The 20,739-nt window shown below is 45.1% G+C and carries 23 protein-coding genes; 21 read left to right on the top strand and 2 right to left on the bottom strand.

Annotated elements, in window-relative coordinates:
* The 14 genes from INF29_RS01115 (at position 1) to INF29_RS01050 (ending at position 15,484) form a co-directional block, all read left to right on the top strand.
* Positions 1-477, top strand: coding sequence for a DUF4330 family protein (locus INF29_RS01115; protein ID WP_022254744.1), 477 nt, complete (start codon positions 1-3; stop codon positions 475-477).
* A 14-nt stretch (positions 478-491) separates the two neighbouring features.
* Positions 492-2,723: a polysaccharide pyruvyl transferase CsaB gene (csaB, locus tag INF29_RS01110; RefSeq protein ID WP_193484108.1), complete on the top strand. Its 2,232-nt coding sequence runs from the start codon at positions 492-494 to the stop codon at positions 2,721-2,723.
* Positions 2,724-2,740: 17 nt separating this feature from the next.
* On the top strand, positions 2,741-3,472 hold the full coding sequence (locus tag INF29_RS01105; protein WP_087989130.1) for a WecB/TagA/CpsF family glycosyltransferase: 732 nt from the start codon (positions 2,741-2,743) through the stop codon (positions 3,470-3,472).
* Positions 3,473-3,499: 27 nt separating this feature from the next.
* Positions 3,500-4,357: a YitT family protein gene (locus INF29_RS01100; protein WP_193484107.1), complete on the top strand. Its 858-nt coding sequence runs from the start codon at positions 3,500-3,502 to the stop codon at positions 4,355-4,357.
* 295 nt (positions 4,358-4,652) lie between these two features.
* A complete protein-coding gene (locus INF29_RS01095) occupies positions 4,653-5,744 on the top strand; it encodes a PucR family transcriptional regulator (RefSeq protein ID WP_022254748.1) in 1,092 nt (363 codons plus the stop codon).
* Positions 5,745-6,119: 375 nt separating this feature from the next.
* Entirely contained in the window at positions 6,120-6,806 is a 687-nt protein-coding gene (gene ftsE, locus INF29_RS01090) for a cell division ATP-binding protein FtsE (protein WP_072850879.1), read from the top strand.
* A complete protein-coding gene (gene ftsX, locus INF29_RS01085) occupies positions 6,796-7,698 on the top strand; it encodes a permease-like cell division protein FtsX (RefSeq protein WP_072850881.1) in 903 nt (300 codons plus the stop codon). Before ftsE ends, ftsX begins: the two co-directional genes overlap by 11 nt.
* Positions 7,699-7,831: 133 nt before the next feature.
* The gene (locus INF29_RS01080; RefSeq protein WP_193484106.1) at positions 7,832-9,010 is read left to right on the top strand and encodes a S41 family peptidase; all 1,179 of its coding nucleotides are present in this window, start codon (positions 7,832-7,834) and stop codon (positions 9,008-9,010) included.
* Between the two features lie 104 nt (positions 9,011-9,114).
* Positions 9,115-10,173 carry a rod shape-determining protein MreB gene (gene mreB, locus INF29_RS01075; protein ID WP_242949224.1) on the top strand — a complete coding sequence of 353 codons (1,059 nt, stop codon included), beginning with the start codon at positions 9,115-9,117 and terminating at the stop codon, positions 10,171-10,173.
* Between the two features lie 438 nt (positions 10,174-10,611).
* On the top strand, positions 10,612-11,961 hold the full coding sequence (gene gdhA / locus INF29_RS01070; protein ID WP_087989126.1) for an NADP-specific glutamate dehydrogenase: 1,350 nt from the start codon (positions 10,612-10,614) through the stop codon (positions 11,959-11,961).
* A gap of 181 nt (positions 11,962-12,142) precedes the next feature.
* Positions 12,143-12,640, top strand: a complete 498-nt coding sequence (locus INF29_RS01065) for an RNA polymerase sigma factor (protein ID WP_193484105.1) — start codon at positions 12,143-12,145, stop codon at positions 12,638-12,640.
* Positions 12,637-13,563: a DUF3298 domain-containing protein gene (locus tag INF29_RS01060; RefSeq protein WP_193484104.1), complete on the top strand. Its 927-nt coding sequence runs from the start codon at positions 12,637-12,639 to the stop codon at positions 13,561-13,563. Before INF29_RS01065 ends, INF29_RS01060 begins: the two co-directional genes overlap by 4 nt.
* Before the next feature lie 73 nt (positions 13,564-13,636).
* A complete protein-coding gene (locus INF29_RS01055; protein ID WP_193484103.1) occupies positions 13,637-14,350 on the top strand; it encodes an RsiV family protein in 714 nt (237 codons plus the stop codon).
* Between the two features lie 225 nt (positions 14,351-14,575).
* On the top strand, positions 14,576-15,484 hold the full coding sequence (locus INF29_RS01050) for a hypothetical protein (protein WP_087989122.1): 909 nt from the start codon (positions 14,576-14,578) through the stop codon (positions 15,482-15,484).
* Between the two features lie 151 nt (positions 15,485-15,635).
* Here the strand turns inward: INF29_RS01050 and INF29_RS01045 are convergent, their stop codons facing one another.
* Both INF29_RS01045 and INF29_RS01040 read right to left on the bottom strand, forming a co-directional pair.
* Positions 15,636-15,806, bottom strand: coding sequence for a DUF362 domain-containing protein (locus INF29_RS01045; protein WP_054330413.1), 171 nt, complete (start codon positions 15,804-15,806; stop codon positions 15,636-15,638).
* 195 nt (positions 15,807-16,001) lie between these two features.
* Entirely contained in the window at positions 16,002-16,541 is a 540-nt protein-coding gene (locus tag INF29_RS01040; RefSeq protein ID WP_193484102.1) for a gamma carbonic anhydrase family protein, read from the bottom strand.
* A 128-nt stretch (positions 16,542-16,669) separates the two neighbouring features.
* Here INF29_RS01040 and INF29_RS01035 point away from each other — a divergent pair, with 128 nt between their 5' ends.
* The 7 genes from INF29_RS01035 to nusG all read left to right on the top strand — a co-directional run bounded on the left by INF29_RS01035 (position 16,670) and on the right by nusG (position 20,739).
* Positions 16,670-17,596, top strand: a complete 927-nt coding sequence (locus tag INF29_RS01035) for a metal ABC transporter substrate-binding protein (protein WP_193484101.1) — start codon at positions 16,670-16,672, stop codon at positions 17,594-17,596.
* Positions 17,597-17,617: 21 nt separating this feature from the next.
* The gene (locus INF29_RS01030; RefSeq protein ID WP_087989120.1) at positions 17,618-18,370 is read left to right on the top strand and encodes a metal ABC transporter ATP-binding protein; all 753 of its coding nucleotides are present in this window, start codon (positions 17,618-17,620) and stop codon (positions 18,368-18,370) included.
* Positions 18,367-19,203, top strand: a complete 837-nt coding sequence (locus INF29_RS01025) for a metal ABC transporter permease (protein WP_193484100.1) — start codon at positions 18,367-18,369, stop codon at positions 19,201-19,203. Before INF29_RS01030 ends, INF29_RS01025 begins: the two co-directional genes overlap by 4 nt.
* An 87-nt stretch (positions 19,204-19,290) precedes the next feature.
* Positions 19,291-19,542, top strand: coding sequence for a TIGR03905 family TSCPD domain-containing protein (locus tag INF29_RS01020; RefSeq protein ID WP_072853385.1), 252 nt, complete (start codon positions 19,291-19,293; stop codon positions 19,540-19,542).
* A gap of 142 nt (positions 19,543-19,684) precedes the next feature.
* Positions 19,685-19,849, top strand: coding sequence for a 50S ribosomal protein L33 (gene rpmG, locus INF29_RS01015; protein ID WP_272872617.1), 165 nt, complete (start codon positions 19,685-19,687; stop codon positions 19,847-19,849).
* Between the two features lie 47 nt (positions 19,850-19,896).
* Complete coding sequence (gene secE / locus INF29_RS01010) at positions 19,897-20,151, top strand: preprotein translocase subunit SecE (RefSeq protein ID WP_072853405.1); 255 nt, start codon at positions 19,897-19,899, stop codon at positions 20,149-20,151.
* Positions 20,152-20,178: 27 nt separating this feature from the next.
* Positions 20,179-20,739 carry a transcription termination/antitermination protein NusG gene (gene nusG / locus INF29_RS01005; protein WP_082381268.1) on the top strand — a complete coding sequence of 187 codons (561 nt, stop codon included), beginning with the start codon at positions 20,179-20,181 and terminating at the stop codon, positions 20,737-20,739.

Here is a 20,739-nt window from a genome sequence, read left to right as displayed (position 1 = left end):
GTGGCAAAAAGACGACCCAATATCATAGATTTGCTGATTCTGGTGGTTGTGGTGGCGCTGGTTGCTGTAGGGGTATACAAATTCGGCGTTGTCAACCAGAAGGAATCTGCCGGCGTAACAGCAGAGGCATCCAAAGTGACTTATACAGCCTTTATTGACGATGTGCGTATGGCAACAGTCAATGCCCTGCATGTGGGGGATACCATGTACGATGCAAAAACAAATACTTATATCGGCACCATTACCGATGTGCAGTATGCGCCAAAGATGAAAAACGTCATTGACAACAGCGGCAACACCATTCTGGTGGAATATCCCGAATATTACGGGGTTACTCTGACGCTGGAAGGCAATATCATTGAAAAGGAAGACGGCTACTTCGCAGAAGGCACTGTGGAACTGAAAGCCAATTCCGAAATGGAAGTTTATACGAAATATGCGCAACCCAAGATGAAAGTAACTTCAATTGATATTTGACAGGTGGGACGAATATGAAATATAAAGTATTGATGACGCTGATGGGATTGGATATCGGCGGTGCGGAAACTCATGTAGTGGAACTTTCCAAAGAACTGAAAAAACAGGGCTATGACATCATCGTTGCATCCAATGGCGGTGTTTACGAACAGGAACTGGCGGAAGCGGGGATCCGTCATTACAAAGTGCCCATGAATCAGCGCAATGTAATGAAAATGCTGAAATCTTATATGCTTCTGAAAAAGATCATCCGCAAGGAAAAACCGGACATTGTCCATTCTCATGCCAGAATCCCCGGCTTTATCTGCGGCATGCTGAAAAAGAAACTGAAATTTACATTTGTCACCTCTGCACACTGGGTATTTTACACAGGGATGGGGCTGAAATATCTGACCAATTGGGGTCAGAAAGTCGTTGCAGTTAGTGAGGACATCAAGCAGTATTTGATGGACAACTATCATGTGCGCAGCGAAAATATTTTTGTAACTATCAACGGTATTGACACAGATAAGTTTTCTCCCGAAACGGACAGCACCAAAGTCCGTCAGGAATTCCATCTGACAGGGGAAGAACCCACACTGGTTTATGTGAGCCGTATGGATGAAAGCCGTGCCATGGTGGCAAGACAGCTCATTGAGATTACACCAAAGCTGGCAGAAAAGATTCCCGGTCTGCGTATCATCATCGTAGGCGGCGGCGATGTCTTTGACGAACTGCTGGAAAAGAGTAAAGGTGTTAACAAGGAGCTGGGCAGAGAATGCATCACCATGACTGGCGCAAGAACAGATATCAACGAACTGGTTTCTGTGGCAGACGTATTTGTCGGTGTGAGCCGTGCGGCACTGGAAGCTATGGCGGCCGGCAAGACGGTTATCGTTGCGGGGAATGAAGGCTATATTGGTCTGTTTGGCGAAGATAAACTGGCTATGGCACAGGAAAACAACTTCTGCTGCCGTGGATGCGAAATGTCTGAAGAGGACAAGCTCTACAGAGATACCGTATACGCTTTCTGCAACATGACACCGGAAGAAAGAGAAAAAGCCGGCGCTTATGGCAGAGAAGTGATCTTCCGTTATTACTCTGTGACAAGAATGGCACAGGATAGTGTAAAGGCTTATGACGCAGCTTGGAAGGAAAGCCACGAAAAACAGTATCATGTGGTTATGAGCGGCTATTACGGCTTCAATAACACAGGTGACGAAGCTATCATGCTTTCTATGCACAAGAACATTCAGGAATTGGGGGACAATTACCACATCACGGTATTGTCCAACAAACCAGTGGAAACAAGAGAAAAATACGGCATTGAAGCCGTTTATCGTTTTGGTGTGCGGGATGTGCTCTGTGCCATCCACCAGAGCGACGCTCTCCTCAGCGGCGGTGGTTCCCTTTTGCAGGACAGCACCAGCACACGTTCTTTGATGTACTACCTTTCCATTACAGCGGCGGCAAAATTCATGCGGAAAAAAGTCATGCTTTATGCCAACGGCATTGGTCCTGTTTCCGGCAAGCGCAACCGCAGACTGGTGAAACAGGTGGTGAACAAGGCTGACCTCATTACATTGAGAGAAGAAAATTCCTACGAAGAATTGCTGAGCATGGGTGTGAACCCGAAGAAATGCTTTGTGACCGCTGACCCTGTATTCACTATGGACGGCATTGCAAAAGAAGATGCATACCGTCTGCTGGATAAGGAAGGCATTCCGCAGGATAAACCTTTGGTAGTGGTTTCTGTAAGAAATTGGCGGGATATGGATAAATTCATTTCTCGATTCGCAAAACTCTGCGATACCATTGTGGAAAAATATAACCGGAATATCGTCTTTTTGGCAATGCAAATGCCAAACGATATTACCATCAGCGAAAAAGTTCAGAAGAAAATGGAACAGCCTGCTTACATCCTGCGGGGCAGCTACACCCCCAGCGAAGTTATGGGCATCATTTCTACAGCGGACTTTATCCTGAGCATGCGTCTGCATACACTGATTTTTGCAGCAAGACAGCATGTGCCTCTGGTGGGCTTTGTATATGATCCGAAGATTGAATACTATCTGGAAAAACTGGAAATGCCCAGCGGCGGCGACCTGAAGAGCTTTGATATGGACCATACACTGGGACTCATTGATGATATTGTGAAAAACAAACAGGCTTATGTGGCAAAGCTGGAAGAAAAGGCAAAACACCTGAACCAGATGGCACACCGCAATGAGAAATACCTCATGCGCCTGCTGGAGAAACGGAAATAAGGGGGACAAGGGCAGTTATGAGAAAAATGACACAGATTTTGGATGTGCCTTTTGACGCTTTGACCATGGCAGAGGCTGTGGAAAAGGTCATGGGATTTTTGGCAGATGATAAACAGCATTACATCTGCACACCCAACCCGGAAATCGTTATGGAGGCGCAGCATGACAAAGAGTTGATGAAGATTCTGCGGGAAGCGGACTTAGTAGTGCCCGACGGCATCGGCGTTGTATGGGCAAGCCGCTACAGTGAAATTCTGCTGACAGAAAGAGTGGCAGGCTATGACCTGACACAGAATATCTTTAGCCGCATTGCAGGAAAGAATGAAAGTGTATACTTTTTCGGCGGCGCACCGGGCGTGGCTTCCACTGCCGCAAGACAGATGAAAAAAGTATATCCCGGTCTGAAAATCGTTGGTGGTCACAATGGTTATTTTGACGCCGAAGAAGAAAAGAAAATCATTGCAGACATAAAACGTCTTTCTCCGTCCATACTATTGGTAGGACTGGGCGCACCCAAACAGGAAAAATGGATTTACGAACATCTGGAAGAAGTGGGTGCTAAGGTTGCCATTGGCGTTGGCGGCAGTTTTGACGTTATGGCAGGTAATGTGAAACGGGCACCGAAGCTGTTCCGAAAATTAGGTCTGGAATGGTTCTACCGCCTCATCACACAGCCCACCAGATGGCGGCGTATGATGCGTCTGCCGAAATTTGCGCTGACAGTCCTGAGAAAACAGAAAAAGAGATAATCTCGGGAAAAAGGCGGCGAACAGAATATGGAGAAAAAGAAATATGCGGCATATGGTATGCTTTTGGCAGGAACGGCACTGCTGGCTGTAGGCGTTCAGAATTTTCTGGAACCTATGGAATTGGTGGCAGGGGGGATTTCCGGTCTGGGGATGATTCTGGATGATGTGTCCCGCAGACTGGGCGGTCCGGCTGTTCCCCTGTGGCTGGTGAATACAGCCCTGAATGTGCCGCTGTTTCTTTTGGCGTGGTACGCACAGGGAAGACAGTTTTTGAGGAAAACCATACTGACTTCCCTTTTGTTTTCTGTGATGCTTTACATTGCAGCAAGATTTCCTATGTATCACGGGGATTTGCTGACAGCAGCGGCTTATGGCGGTGTGCTTATGGGGGCTGGTCTGGGATTGGTACTGCGGGGCGGCGCGACCACAGGCGGCGTGGATTTGGCGGCGGCACTGCTCCATGATGGATTTTTCCATCATGTTTCTGTGGCAAGGCTGGTGCTTTTTTTGGATGGCTCCATCATATTGCTGGGATTGGTGACTTTTGGTCCTACCCATACCCTCTACGCCATTCTTGCTGTGGGCATTATGGAGAAGGTTATGGATCGTGTGGCAGAAGGCGGCAGTGCTGTACGGGCAGCAGTTATTGTGACGGAAGAAGGCAAAGCCATGGCGGAAGGGCTTTCTGCTCTCAGGGGCAGAGGGGTTATGTCACTTTTGGATATGGAAAATTGTCCAGAAAAAGGGCAAAATGTGCTGTATTGTGTTTTTTCGCAAAAAGACCTTTCTTTGGTCAAAAGTCTTATCATGAATATTGACAGAAAGGCATACTTTCTCTTGTCAGATATGCGGGATGTTTTGGGGGATACGGAATTTCATAAGTAAAAAAGACGAAGCCAAAAAAGCTGGAAAAAAGGCTTTTGGGCATTCCGTGGACAAAAATCAAGACAGTTTAGATAAAAAAAGGCTGTGTTTTTTATGAAAAAATAAGGTCGAAAGAGAATTTGTATGTTTTTTTTGCAAATTCTCTTTCTTTTTTCAGCATTTTGTTATAAAATGTATTTAGGCTATTTGAATAACACAGGGCGATACTGTTTTTCGGCACTTTTGACAGGAATCCTGTCTGTTCAAAGGCAGGCGACACATAGGAGAAAAAATAATTCATTTGAGGTGATAGCGCATGATTTCCAATCAGATTTTACAGAGTACCATTGATGGACTGAAAAACATTACGAGAAAAGAATTGAGCGTCGTGGAAAAGGAAGGCAAGGTCATTGCTACCACGGAAGAAAACATGATTGGACGCCAGATTGACGCGGTGGAAAATTTTGTGGGCTCTCAGGCTGAAAGTCAGTTGATTCTGGGTTATCAGTATTTCAAGATTTATGATAACGGCGTACCCGAATATGTGGTACAGGTTAAAGGCGAAGACGAAGAAGGCTACCGTATCGGTAAGATTGCTGCGTTCCAGATTCAGAGTCTGCTGGTGGCTTATAAAGAAAGATACGACAAAGACAACTTTATCAAAAACCTGCTGCTGGATAACCTGCTGTTGGTAGATATCTACAGCCGTGCGAAAAAACTGCATATTGAAAATAATGTAAGCAGAATCGTATACCTGATTGAAACAAACATTGACAAAGAAATGAATGTTGTGGAAATCGTCAGAGGCATTTTCCCTGCAAAAACAAAAGACTTCGTAACAGCAGTGGATGAACACAGCATCATTCTGGTAAAAGAACTCCGTGACAAAGAAGCAACAGACGAAATCGACCGCATTGCGAAAGTTATCGAAGAAACACTGAATACAGAAACAAACAGCAAAGTTTACATTTCCAGCGGTACTGTTGTAGGTGACCTGAAAGACGTATCCCGTTCTTACAAAGAAGCCAAAATGGCTCTGGAAGTTGGCAAAATCTTTGAAACAGACAAATATATCGTTAACTATGAAAAACTGGGCATCGGTCGTCTGATTTATCAGCTGCCTCTGCCTCTTTGCAGAATGTTTATCAAAGAAGTGCTGCATGGTCTGACCATGGATGATTTCGATGATGAAACACTGGCAACTGTAAACAAATTCTTTGAAAACAACCTGAACGTATCCGAAACCAGCCGTCAGCTGTATATCCACAGAAATACATTGGTATATCGTCTGGATAAACTGCAGAAAATGACAGGTCTGGATCTGAGAAACTTTGATGATGCCATTATCTTCAAAATCACACTGATGGTAAGCAAGTACATGATGTACATGGACAAAATGGCTTATTAAGAAATATGGAAATCTCCTGCCGATTAATGGCGGGAGATTTTTTATGGAAAAACATTCATGGATTCTTAAGAATCTGAACGGGGGAATTGGGTTGTTCCCCCTCTTTTTCTGTGCTATAATCGAAAGAGCACGAAATGTGGCTTTTACAACTGCAAACAGGGGCGAATGGGCGACCGTCTTTCGGGGAAAACGGAAGGCGGTCTTTTTGCGTTTTTTTGGTAAAAACCGCTGAAATTAACGGAAAATTCATATTTGCCAAAGGTTTTGCCCTTGTGAGGGTACCTGTTTTATGCTATAATTTTATGGTGTTTGGGACGGAAAAAGAGAGATTTGGCTGTTTTTCCGTCAAATTTTGTAAAGAAAGGGAGATACGTTTTGATTCGACTTAACGATGTAACAAAAGTATACCCCAACGGCTCAAAAGGCGTTGAGGGACTGAATTTACATATCAAAAAAGGCGATTTTGTATTTATCGTAGGCTCCAGTGGTTCCGGTAAATCTACTTTGATTAAACTGCTTTTGAAGGAGCTGGACCCCACTTCCGGGGAAATCATCATCAACCGGGTAAAAACCAATGAGCTTTCCAGACGGCAGATTCCTTATCTGCGCCGTAATCTGGGGGTAGTATTCCAGGATTTCCGTCTGCTGCCCAACAAGACTGTTTATGAAAATGTAGCATTTGCCATGCGTGTTATTGAGGCACCCAGCCGCATCATCCGCAGAAATGTGCCTGCGGTACTGGCACTGGTAGGTCTGGGACAGAAGGGCAGAAGCTATCCCAACCAGCTTTCCGGTGGGGAACAGCAAAGAACTGCACTGGCAAGAGCCATTGTAAACAATCCGCCTATCCTGATCTGTGACGAACCTACAGGTAACCTGGACCCGGATACAGCATGGGGCATTATGCAGCTGCTGGATGACATCAACAAACGCGGCACTACCATCGTTATGGCAACACATGCGAAGGATATTGTAGATGCCATGCAGAAACGCGTGGTTACTTTGAAACGCGGACATATTATCAGAGACATAGAAAAAGGTGGGTATGACGATGAGGCCTAGTACAATCCGATATTTTTTGAAAGAAGGTTTCAGCGGGCTGAAAAAGAATCTGCTGATGACCGTGGCTTCTATCATTGCGGTAGCGGCCTGTATTTCCATCATGTCCTTTTCCTACTGCGTGGTAAGCAATCTGCAGTATATGCTGGATCAGATGGAAGATTCCATTGGGATCTCCGTATTTCTGAAGGGTGACCTGACCAGTGAGGACATCGAAAATATGAAAACGACCATTTCCGGACTGGATCATGTGACGAATGTAACGTATATTTCTCCAGCAGATGCGCTGGATCAGCTGAAAGAACAGTGGGGGGCGGATGAAGATATTTTCATCGGTCTGGATGATACCAATAACCCTCTGTCCCACTCTTTCCAGGTGGAACTGGATCAGATCGAATCTCAGGATGCCGTATTGGCTGAACTGCAGAAAATCGAAGGCGTTGATAAGGTAGAATACGGACAGTCTTTGTCTGAAATGCTCATGAGCGTCAGCAACGTATTCCAGGTAGCTGGTATTCTGGTTATGCTGGTGCTGGGTGTGATCTCCGTTATGATCATCATCAACACCATTCGTATCTCCGTTATGAACCGTCGTGTGGAAATCAACATTATGAAATATGTTGGTGCGACAGACTGGTTCATTCGTTGGCCGTTCATCATCGAAGGGATTATCATTGGTCTGATCGGCGCGATTTTGCCTATGCTGGTGGGGATGCCCATGTATGGCAAAACCGTAAGCCTGTTCTACAACCATATTCCGTTTGTAGAAAACTTCGTTCGTTTCCGTGTGGTTGGCGATGTATTTTCATTCGTCCTGCCTGCGGCGTTGATTTTTGGCATTTTGCTGGGTGTGGTAGGCAGTGTGACTTCCATCCGTAAGCATTTGCAGGTATAACCAAAACAAAAAATCCCTGTGGTCGAAAATGTGTATGCATCATTCGTCCACAGGGTTTTGTATTTTCTAAGAGGATATTTCCCAAAAACATGACATAAGGATAAAAGAAGATAAAACAGCGAGGCGATGACATTTGCAGAAAAAAGATTTTTGGAAAGGCTTCGGGGCTGCCTTTGTATTACTGGCAGTGATTTATTTTGGGGGACAGTTTTTGGCACAGATGAATATTGCCCTGCCTTTTGGCATGAGCAATACGGCAAAGATATGTCAGATCGAAGAAATGCTGGATACGTATTATGTAGAGGATTATGACAAAGAACTGGCGGAAGAATTGATGTATACGGGACTGGTTGCCGGTGTAGGGGACCCTTATACATACTATCTTTCCGCAGACAGTTTGGCAGAACAGGTGGAAAAGAACAGCGGGCATTTTGTAGGCATTGGCGTAGAAATTTATGCCGGCGATGATGGCTACATTGTTGTCAGCAGCGTGACACCGGGCGGCCCTGCGGAAGCGGCTGGCATTCTGGCAGAAGATAAAATCACAGAAGTGGATGGCGAAAGCATCACCGGCAAGACGGCAGCAGATGTTTCTGCTTTGGTAAAAGGGGAAGAAGGAACAGATGTGACGTTGACCATTTTCCGAGAAAGCACAGGAGAAGTGCTGGAAAAAACAGTGACCAGACAGGATATTCAGGTGCAGACCGTTTCCTGGCGTATGATGGATGACAATATTGGGTATATTTCCATTATGAACTTCCGGGAAAATACATACAATCAGTTCAAAGAGGCTCTGGATACGCTGGAAGCAGAAGGCATGGAAAAACTGGTGCTGGATCTGCGGAACAATACCGGCGGTCTGGTAAAATCCGCCCATGAAATTGGGGAAGAACTGCTGCCGGAAGGCATCATGGTTTACACCATGGATAAGGAAGGAAACAGAGAAGATACTCTCTGCGATGATGTTTATAACGATGTGCCTATGGTGGTGCTGGTCAATGGAAATAGTGCCAGTGCAGCAGAAATTTTGGCAGGCGCTATCCAGGATACAGGCAGAGGCGAACTCATTGGTACAACTACTTTTGGCAAAGGTCTGGTACAGCGGCTCTTTACATTGCCCGATGGTTCCGGTTTGAATGTGACCATTCAGAAATACTATACACCCAACGGTACTTCTATCCATGGGGTAGGCATCACACCAGATTATGAGGTGGAACTGCCGGAAGAATATGCACAGCAGACAAACATTCCCGCTGAGGCAGATACACAGCTGCAGAAAGCCGTGGAAGTTTTGTCGGAAAAAAACATATAATATTGTAAAAAAACAGATTTTTTCGGAAAAACGGCTTTTCAACAGGCTTTGTTTTCGGTATACTGATAAGAAGAGTATGAGCAGATAGACGAAGGAGAAACGATATGTTAGACTTTATGAGTTTTGGCGAGAATATCGGAATCGACCTGGGGACGGCAACGGTTTTGGTTTATATCAAGGGACAGGGCATCGTCATTCGGGAACCTTCCGTGGTAGCCATTGACAAAGACAGCAATTCCATTCTTGCAGTGGGCGAAGAGGCAAGACGTATGCTGGGCAGAACGCCAGGCAATATCGTTGCCATTCGTCCTTTGCGTGAAGGTGTTATTTCCAATTATGATGTAACAGAAAAAATGCTGCAGTATTTCATTGAAAAAGCATTGGGTAAACGTTCTTTCGTGAAGCCCACCATTGCAGTTTGTGTACCAAGCAGTGTAACAGAAGTAGAAAAACGTGCCGTTGAGGACGCCACCAGACAGGCAGGCGCAAGACGTGTGCACATCATTGAAGAACCCATTGCGGCAGCCATTGGTTCCGGTATTGATATTTCCAGAGCATGCGGCAGCATGGTGGTAGATATCGGCGGCGGTACTACAGACATCGCGGTTATTTCCCTGGGTGGTACTGTTGTAAGCTATTCCCTGAAGATTGCCGGGGATAACTTTGATGATGCCATCATTCGTTATATGCGCAAAAAACATAACGTACTCATTGGGGAACGGACAGCAGAAGAACTGAAAATCAAGATCGGCACCGCTTTTGAAAGAACTATGCCAGTGACACTGGATGTCCGCGGCAGAAACTTGATTACTGGTCTGCCTAAGAATATCACCGTAACCAGCGATGAAATGCTGGAAGCACTGGAAGAATCCGTAGAAGCCATTGCGGAAGCGGTTCACAGTGTATTGGAGAAAACACCTCCTGAACTGGCAGCGGATATCTATGAAAGAGGTATCGTTATGACTGGCGGCGGCAGTCTGCTCTATGGTCTGGATAAGCTGATCCAGAGCAGAACCGGCATCCATGCCATGGTGGCAGAAGATGCTGTCAGCTGTGTTGCCATCGGTACTGGCAGATATATTGAATTCATGTCAGACAATGGTCCTGACGAAGAACGCCCTGGCATCATCTCCGGTTTTCTTGATAAAATCAAGAAAAGATGACATTTCAACAGACATATTCCTTATGGAATATGTCTGTTTTCTTTTTGCAAAGGGATAGTTCGGATTTCTTTTCCCATTGGCAAAATAGGCTTTGTGCAAATTGTTCGATTTTATCCAAAAAATCATTGTTAAAACTATGCCAAAATTTACGGAATTTTTAAAGATGACGAAAAAAGAAGAGAAAACGTTTTTTTGCATAATTTTTTAATGGAAATTTTGTGGAAAAATAAAGACAAAACTTCAAAAAAATGCTACACATCCATAAAAAGTGTGCTATAATAAGAGAGGAAAAAGGGTCGGAAACCTTCTCAGGTTTATTCAAAACGCTGGAAGGAAGCGACTTTTTCATCTTCACTGTTTCTCATTGAGAAACAAAAAAGCGGGTTTTCCGCAAAAACTCAGTTAAAGAAAAGACAAAATGTAGGAGGTCATTGAGTTATGAACGCTTATATCGAACGCGTAATTGAACAGGTTAAAAAACGTGACGCACATGAACCTGAATTCATCCAGACAGTAGAAGAAGTATTCTCTTCTATCGAAAAAGAAGTAGAACAGCATCCCGAATATGAAAAAATGGGTCTGCTGGAAAGACTGGTTGAACCTGAAAGACAGATCTCTTTCAGAGTAACATGGGTTGACGATGCTGGTAAAGTACAGGTTAACCGTGGTTTCAGAGTACAGTTCAACTCCGCTATTGGTCCTTACAAAGGTGGTCTGAGATTCCATCCCACAGTATACTCTGGCGTAGTTAAATTCCTGGGCTTTGAACAGATCTTCAAAAACTCCCTGACTGGTCTGCCTATCGGCGGCGGCAAAGGTGGTTCCGACTTCGATCCCACAGGCAAATCCGATATGGAAATCATGAGATTCTGCCAGGCATTCATGACAGAACTGTACAGACACATTGGTCCCGACGTTGACGTTCCCGCTGGTGACATCGGTGTTGGCGGCAGAGAAATCGGCTTCCTGTATGGTCAGTATAAGAGAATCAAAGGCTGCTGGGAAAACGGCGTTCTGACAGGTAAAGGTCTGGAATACGGCGGTTCCCTGTTCAGACCCGAAGCTACAGGCTACGGCGCTACATACTATGTAAACGAAGTTCTGAAACATGAAGGCGACACATTCGAAGGCAAAACAGTTGCTATGTCCGGTTTCGGTAACGTTGCTTGGGGTATCGCAATGAAAGTTGCTCAGCTGGGTGGTAAAGTTGTTACACTGTCCGGTCCTGACGGCTACTGCTACGATCCCGATGGTATCACAACAGAAGAAAAATTCAACTACATGCTGGAAATGAGAAACTCCGGCAGAAACCGTGCTCAGGACTATGCTGATAAATTCGGCGTTGAATTCTTCCCTAAACAGAAACCTTGGGGTCAGAAAGTTGATATCTGCATGCCCGCTGCATACCAGAACGAACTGGATGTTCCCGAAATCGAACAGATCATCGCTAACGGCACAAAATACTACATCGAAGTTGCTAACATGCCTACAACAAACGCAGGTCTGGCAAGAGCTATGGCTGAACCCGGCATGATCGTTGCTCCTTCTAAAGCTGTTAACGCTGGTGGTGTAGCAGTTTCCGCTCTGGAAATGGCTCAGAACTCCATGAGATACAGCTGGGACGGCGCTGAAGTTGACGCTAAACTGGTTGGCATCATGAAAAACATCCATGCAATGTCCGTTGAAGCAGCAGAAGCAGCTGGTCTGGGTTACAACCTGGTAGCTGGTGCTAACATCGCAGGCTTCAAGAAAGTTGCAGCTGCTATGATGGCTCAGGGTCTGGTATAATTCGAATAGAATATATCAAACACAATGGTTTGAAAACCAATTCCCCGAAGGGTTTATCCCTTCGGGGTTTTTTTATGCAAAAAATTTTTTATTTTTTTTGCTTTTTTTCAGACTTTTTCAAGGGGTGAATCGTCTATATAACAGAAAGGAAAAACAAGCGCAGGCGATGGAGGTATGAAGTATGAGCCAAAATCAAAAAGAGGCGTTGGCTGCGTACCTGGTAGCCAACCAGGAAAAATTTTACCGCCTTGCTTTTTCATATGTACGCAGTCAGGAAGCAGCGTTGGATATTGTGCAGAACGCCGTGGTGAAGGGACTGGAACATGCAGAAAGCATTCGGGAAATGGCATATATCAAGACTTGGTTTTACCGGATTTTAGTGAACGAAAGTCTTTCTTATATGAAAAAATATGGACGGGAAGTACCCTTGGAACCAGAACAGATGCGGGAAATTCCCGATGGATCAAAGGAGGAATGGCAGGAAGAGAGTGAAATGTACCAAGCGGTCATGGGGCTGCCGGAAGAGATGAAAATGGTGGTTGTGCTGCGGTTTTATGAGGACATGACATTGGCAGAGATCGCTGAGGTAACAGGCATCAGCCTGAGCCAAGTGAAATATCGGCTATACACGGGACTGGAAAAACTGCGGCAGCAATGTTATGGGGAGGTGGCAACATGAAGGCAAAAGATTTGGAGGAACGGCTGCTGGATACCAAAAAGATTTACGAGCAGATTGAGATTCCAGCAGAATTAAATGAGAGAATGCGGCTGGCATTAGGTGAGATGAGCAAAGAAACAGAACAGAAAGACGAAAAATCAGAAGTGATTCAGACAAGACGAGATGAGAAAAGGGTGAGTCATATGAAGAGAAGATGGAGTTGGAAAAAAACAACTGGTTTGGTAGCAGCATGTGCAGTATTTTGCTTTACAGCGGGATTGAACATCAGCCCTACATTTGCTACAGATATGCAGGCAAATCCCGTTTTGGGCGGCATCTCCCGTGTACTCACATTCCGCAGTTATGAAATATCCGATGGGGACAAGACCATTTCCACAGAAATTCCACAGGTGGATGGCGCGGAAGAAGGATATTCCAAAGATGTCAATGAACAAATTCAGAAGATCGTAGCGGATTACGAAGCGAAGGCTGCGGAAGACATCGAAGCCTACAAAGAAGCTTTTCTGGCAACAGGCGGCACAGAAGAAGAATTTGAGGCAAAAAATATCAAAGTCAATGTGGATTATGAAGTGAAATGCGAAACAGAAGATACTCTCTCTTTGGTACTGACTGGATATGAGGACTGGAACGCATCCACAGTGGTAACAGAATATTACAACATCAATCTGAAAGACAACAGCGAAATCACACTGGAAGATCTGCTGGGACCTGATTATATCAACATTGCCAATGAAAGCATCAAGGCACAAATCAATGCAGACAGCAGCGGACTGTATTTCGATGAAGAAATGGGCGGTTTTACCACCATTACACCGGAAACAAACTTCTATATCAACGAAGCAGGCAATCCTGTCATCGTTTTCCAGAAATACGAAATTGCAGCGGGGGCTGCAGGGATGCCAGAATTTGAAATCACAAAATAAATTTACAGAATGAAAAGAATAGGGCAGTAATGAAGAGTTTAGAAATAGAAAGATCAGAGGAAAGGTGATTGAGATGAAAAAATATTGGAATTGGAAAAAAACAACTGGTTTGATGATGGCATGTGCGGTAATTTGCGGTACAACAGGCACTGCATTGGCAGAAGAAAAACAGGATGACAAGGCTTCTGCTGTGGAAACAGTACGCACCTATGAAGGTGATGAGGGAGACATGAAACTTCGCATCAATGTACCACAGGTAGCAGGAAAAGATGGTTATGCGGCAGAAATCAATGATGAAATTCTGAACCTGACAACAGATTACGAAGCAAGAGCGGATTGGGAAGTTGCTCAGTACAAAGAAGCCTTTTTGGCAACAGGCGGTACGGAAAAAGAATTTGACGATAAGGACATTCAGGTGTATGTGGACTATGATGTAAAGTCTGAAACAAAAGACCAGGTATCCTTTGTCCTGACAGCATATAATAATATGGTCAGCGCTGATTATATTTATGAATGCTACAATGTGGATCTGAAAGATAACAGCGAAATCACACTGGAAGAACTGCTGGGACCTGATTATATTGACATTGCCAACGAAAGCATCAAAGAACAGATTGCAGCAGACGACAGCGGGCTGTATTTCGATGAAGAAATGGGCGGTTTTACCACCATTACACCGGAAACAAAATTTTATATCAACGAAGCAGGCAACCCCGTCATTGTTTTCCAGAAATATGAAATCGCTGCAGGTGCAGCAGGTATGCCGGAGTTTGAAATCGTAAAATAACGGATTTGTGTTGCAACGCGCAGAGAAGCAGAACCATTGTTTCTCTGCGCTTTTGCAAAACAAAAAAAATATCTTAAGGATTTACAAGAAAATCTTACAAAAGAAGTGTGTTTGTGTACAAATGTATTTTCTTTGCTATAATGAAAAAAAGGAATTTATGATCGGGGCATCAGTCTGAGAGATTAGATGAGCGTTTCAGTAACGAAGTAAAAGGAGGATGTTACTATGAAGAAGATGAGAAACATTTTTGCAGCAGCAATGGCGCTGGTAATGGCGGCAACCATGGCAGGCTGCACCACACAGCAGGCTCCAGAAACAGAACAGACAAATACAGCTCAGACAGAAGAACCAAACATGCGGACAGTATTGCAGCTGGGAGCTTCCCGGTATGAAGTTTCTTTCCGCGTTCCCTCTGACTTGGCAGAATATTTGAGTTTGACCACATTCCCGGAGGATACTGCGGCAGCCAATATTCTCTTTACCAAAGGTGATCAGGATGGGAATATTGGAAGATTGGTGATTTATGACGCGGCAGAATATGATGCGCTGAAAAATGAAAATCTGCCACTGGAAACTGAAATGCTGCGGGATGAGGAAAATGGTGTTGTCCTTGCCTATAATGGGCCGCAGGATTCCGTATTTGAACCGGGTACAGAAGAAGCAAATCTGGTGCAGCAGTATCAGAATGCGGCACAGGACATTCTGGGCAGTCTGAAACTGGAAAAAATCAGTGGTCTGCCGGCAGAACCCAATATGGATACGGTATTACAGCTGGGGGAACAGCGTTACGCCATCTCCTTCAGTGTGCCGGATAATCTGGTGGAATATCTGAGTTTTGAACCTTATTCCGAATATGATAATGCTGCGACCATTCAGTTCAAAAAAGGCGACAAGGTAGGTAACATTGGCAGTATTGTACTGTATACTACCAGCGAATATGATGATCTGAAGACCCAGGAAGTACCTCTGGAAACAGAAGTGCTGCGGGATGAAGAAAAGGGTTTTGTACTGGCTTACGCAGGTATGCAGGATTCCGTATTTGAACCGGGCACAGAAGAAGCGGATTTGGTATTGCAGTATCACAATGCATTGGCGGATGTGCTGAAAACCATCAAAGTGGAAAAAAGCGCTTGATGGGAATGAATGAGAAAGCAAGTGTATAGAACATTTTATAAAATTGGACTTTAAATAAAAAAAGAGCACGGAATCAATGGAATTTGATTTCGTGCTTATTTTTTGGGAAACAAAAAAAGTGAGTTTGCACTCACTTTTTTTATAGTTGAAATTATTCAGCTTTGATTGCGCCTGTAGGACAAGCACCAGCACATGTACCGCAGTCGATACATTCAGCAGCGTTGATTTCGTAAACGCCACCAGCTTCGTGGATGCAACCTGTAGGACATTCGCCAGCGCAAGCGCCGCAACCGATGCATTCGGGTCCGATTTTGTGAGCCATTGGATACACCTCCTTTATCATTCTACAAGCCTATTTTATATCAAAAGTTCGTATTGTGCAAGGAATATTTACGAAATTTGGTATAAAAATAGATGCATAAGGAAACAAAGGGGCAGGATGTACCGGAAAATGGGCATTTGCAGCATAAAACCATCTGATACAATTTTTTGGGAACTGACTTTATAGGTACAAAAGTCAGTCCAGAAACCCTTCTTTTGCTAAGGCTGCATCCTGTGCTTCCAGATCTTGTTTGTAGAGCTGATACTCTGCGGCAGATTCCCGGATTTCTTCATATTCTGCTTGCGTAATGGGGCGTACAATCCGAGCAGGAAAGCCGTAGACCATGCTGCCGGGCGGAACAATCATTTTGCGGGGAATGAGCGCACCTGCACCAATGAAGCTGTTTTCGCCAATGACAGCGCCGTCCTGTACGATGGCACCCATGCCTACCAATACGTTATCGCAGATGGTGCAGGCGTGGATAATGGCGTTATGTCCGATGGTGACGCCGCTGCCGATGATGCAGTCTCTGTCCCATTCCATATGAATGGTGCTGTTTTCCTGCAGATTGGTGTTATCGCCAATGACTACCTTATGGCGTTCGCCGCGGATGACAACGCCAGGATAGGCAATGACATTTTCGCCTAATACCACATCGCCGATGATGGTGGCAGTGGGAAAGATATAACAGGAATCTGGTATTTGTGGTGTATGGTTTTGAAACTTACGTATCATAAAAATCCTCCGGTCATTTGTGATGCATACTTTTATCATACCAGAAAAAAACGGCTTGACAAGTGGGAACAAAGGGCATACAATCATTTTGCAACTGAATTGCATTTAGAATGGAGAGGAGATGCCATATGAAGAAGATATTGGCTTTTTGTTTGGCTGCGGCAATGGTTTTGGGCGGCTGCGGCAATGGTAGTGAAAATACAACAGAAGAAACAGCACAGGCAGACGGCTTGACCGTTGTGACAAGTTTTTATCCTGTTTATCTGCTGGCAGCAAATGTGACAGACGGCGTGGAAGGCGTGACACTGAAAAATATGACACAGCCCCAGACAGGCTGCCTCCACGACTATGAACTGACAACAGAAGATATGAAAACACTGGAAGGCGCAGATGTGCTGTTCATCAACGGTTTGGGCATGGAAAGCTTTCTGGATAAGGTTATGGGACAGTATCCTGACCTGTTTATTGTAGATACATCCACTGGTTCTGTGACACTGGAAGGCGACGACCATGGTCATGCCCATGAAGGGGAAGAAGAGGGCGAAGAAGAAGTAAACGCACATATCTGGCTGAATCCTTCCAATGGGGTGAAGCAGGCAGAAGTGATTTGTGACGCCCTTTCTCAGGCAGACCCTACAAATGCAGATAAGTATGCGGCAAACACAGCTACTTTTGCAGAAAGCATGGAAAGCGTCATTGCACAGGCAGAAGCCATCCAAGCGGCACCGGGCACAGAAGTGGCAGTATTCCATGAAGGATTCCCTTATCTGACAGAGCTGTGCGGTCTGGAAGTGGGCGTTGGCATTTATGCTGACGAGAATGAAGAACCTTCTGCAAAAGAAATGGCAGAAGCGGCTGAAGAAATCAAAGAGGACGGTATCAAACTACTGTTGGCAGCAGACGATGCAGGCATGAAATATGCAGAAACACTGGCAGCGGAAACAGGGGCAACAGTGGTAGAACTGAACCCCATCACTTCCGGTGAGCTGAACAAAGACGTATATCGTCTGGGAATGGAACGGAATTTGCAGATTTTGGCAGATGCATTGTCATAAGAAACGAAAGAAGGAACGAACATGCAGACACACAACAGCTGTGGGCTATGCAGCATTACCTTAAAAGACATACAGGTGGTCAGCGGACAGGATACCCTGCTGGATAACATCAATTTGCAGTTTCATTGCGGGGAGCTGACAGCCCTCATCGGGAAAAATGGCGCAGGCAAAACAACATTATTAAAAGCCATTTTGGGAGAACGTCCTTATAAAGGAGAAATTTCTTATCAGGACCACCATGGAGCAAAGATTGTACAGCCGAAAATTGGCTATGTGCCTCAGCAGATGGATTTTGACCGTTCTACGCCTGTGAGTGTTTCGGACTTTATGGCAGCGGCAAGAGGCAAAAGTCCTGTATGGTGGAAAATCGGAAAGAGTGAAAAGAAACAGATTCAGGAAATGCTGGAAGATATGAACTGCGCCTATCTGGCAGACAGACGACTGGGTGCCCTCAGCGGCGGGGAACTGCAAAGAGTTCTGCTGGCGCTGGCAACCAATCCGGTGCCAGACCTGCTCATTCTGGACGAGCCTGTTTCCGGTGTGGATATGGCAGGGCTGGATTTGTTTTACCATCGGGTAACAGAATTGCGGGACAAATACCACATGGCAATCCTTCTGGTTTCTCACGATTTGAGCCTGATTCGTCGATATGCGGATAAAGTGGTATTGCTGGACAAAACAGTCATTGCACAGGGGGATGCCGATGAGGTATACGCAACAGAGGCATTCCGCAGTGTGTTTGGCTATCTGGAAAAAGAGGAGGGGGAAGCATGAGCGTCATTTACGGATTTCTGGAAAGCCTTCCTCTTTCCATGTTTCAATATGATTTTATGAAAAATGCCTTTCTGGCGGCAGTGCTTATCGCGCCGCTTTTTGCCCTGTTGGGTACCATGGCGGTAAACAACAAAATGGCATTTTTCTCCGATGCCCTTGGACACAGTGCTTTTACAGGCATTGGGCTGGGAGTGCTTTTGGGATTGGATAATCCCATCCTTGCTATGCTGGCATTCGGGATTTTCCTGAGTTTGGTCATTACAAAGGTAAAAGCGGCAAATATGGCTTCTTCTGATACCATCATCAGCGTGTTTTCTTCCTCAGCTATGGCACTGGGTATCGTGATTCTGTCTGGAAGCGGCGGTTTTAGTAAGTATTCCTCTTATCTTATTGGGGACATCCTGACTGTAAGCCAGACGGATCTGCTGGTGCTGCTGCTGGTACTCATTGGGGTGTATATCCTTTGGGCAGTGTTTTACAATCAGCTGCTTCTGCTGAGCATCAACCGTTCATTGGCTGCCAGCCGTGGCGTAAGGGTAGTTTTGATGGAAAACATCTTCGTTATCATGGTGGCTGTGGCGGTTATGGTATCTATCCGCGCCATCGGTATTCTGATGATTAACTCTCTGCTGATTCTGCCTGCGGCTGCCGCAAGAAACGTCACACGCAGCGCAAGGGGGTATCACTGGCTGACAACGGTATTTGGTCTGGTATCTGCTTTGGCAGGTTTGACCATTTCCTATTACGGAGATACTTCCGCAGGAGCGACTATGGTACTGGCAGCTGCGGTACTGTTTTTGATTACATATCCCCTTGGAAAATACAGGAACTAAAAGGCTCATTTATTGCAATTTCAGACAAAATGTGATATGCTGTTTTTTAGCGCTTTAGAGAGAATTTTGTAGAAAGAAGGAGAAAACATGCATATCACATATGAACCCAAGGGCATCTGTGCCAGAAAAGTGGAATTTGACATTGAAGACGGCGTTGTGAAAAACATTTCTTTCCTGGGCGGCTGTGACGGCAACCACAAAGGTCTGGCTGCACTGGCAGAAGGCATGACACCGGAGGAAGCTGCAAAAAGACTGCGCGGCATCACTTGCGGCCCCAGAGATACCAGCTGTCCTGATCAGCTTGCCATCGCTCTGGAAGATTTTTTGAAAAATCAGTAAAAAAATGTGCCAAATTTTGAGAAAACGGCAGAAAATCAATGTTTTTTCGAAATTTATGGTTGACAGCAAAAAGGACTTGTGATATTCTGTTAGGGAAAAGGACGCAAGTCTTTTTTTTATGCAAAAAAGTGAAAATCATCAAATGGAGGTGGAAGTCTTGAGAACACGGATTACCTTAGCTTGTACTGAGTGCAAACAGAGAAACTACAGCACAACCAAAGACAAGAGAGTTATGCCTGACAGAATGGAAATCAAAAAGTATTGTAAGTTCTGCAAAGCCCATACATTACACAAGGAAACGAAGTAATTGAGGCTACTCCCAAAAAGGAAGTGAAGCGTATGGAAGAAAAGAACATGACAAGCCCAAATGAAACGAAGGAAGTTAAAAAAGTAACGCCGAAGCAGTCCAAGCACAGCGAAGGCAAAGAACGTGACGGCTTTGCAGATTACAAGGCTGAGTTCAAAAAGATCGTTTGGCCCGGTCGCGTGGATATCGTCAAAAGCACGGCAACGGTCATCGTAACATCCTTGATTGTGGGTGTCATCATTACTTGCATGGATACGGTATTTTCCGCAGGGTATGACACGCTGATCAATCTTTTAGGTTAAGGAAACGACGAGAAAAAGGATGGTTGTATGTCTGAAGAAATCAACAAGCCGGAAGAAATGAACACAAACACATCTGCCGAATCCAAGTGGTATGTTGTGCATACCTATTCCGGTTATGAAAACAAGGTAAAGGCGAATATCGAGAAAACCGTGGAAAACAGAGGTATGCAGCATCTCATCCATGAGGTGAGCGTGCCTTTGCAGGATGTTGTGGAAATCAAAGACGGTCAGAAAAAGACTGTACAGCGCAAAGTATTCCCTGGCTATGTACTTCTGAAGATGATCATGACAGATGAAACATGGTACATCGTCAGAAATACCAGAGGGGTAACAAGCTTTGTAGGTCCCGGCTCCAAACCCGTACCACTGACAGATGCGGAAGTATATGCTATGGGCATTGGCGGCGAAGTGGAAAACCTGAATGTAGAACTGGGGGATTCCGTTCGCGTTGCCAGCGGTCCTTTCGCAAATTCCGTTGGTGTGATTCAGGAAATCAACACAAACAAACGGACGGTGGTCGTAAGTCTTTCCATCTTTGGCAGAGAAACACCGGTAGAACTTGATTTCGCTCAGATTGACAAGATTTAA

Source organism: Anaerotignum lactatifermentans, assembly GCF_014982935.1.
In the GTDB taxonomy this organism is placed as follows: domain Bacteria; phylum Bacillota; class Clostridia; order Lachnospirales; family Anaerotignaceae; genus Anaerotignum; species Anaerotignum lactatifermentans.
The sequence above is the reverse complement of the archived record's forward strand: the minus strand, read 5'-3'. Positions and strand labels throughout refer to the sequence as shown.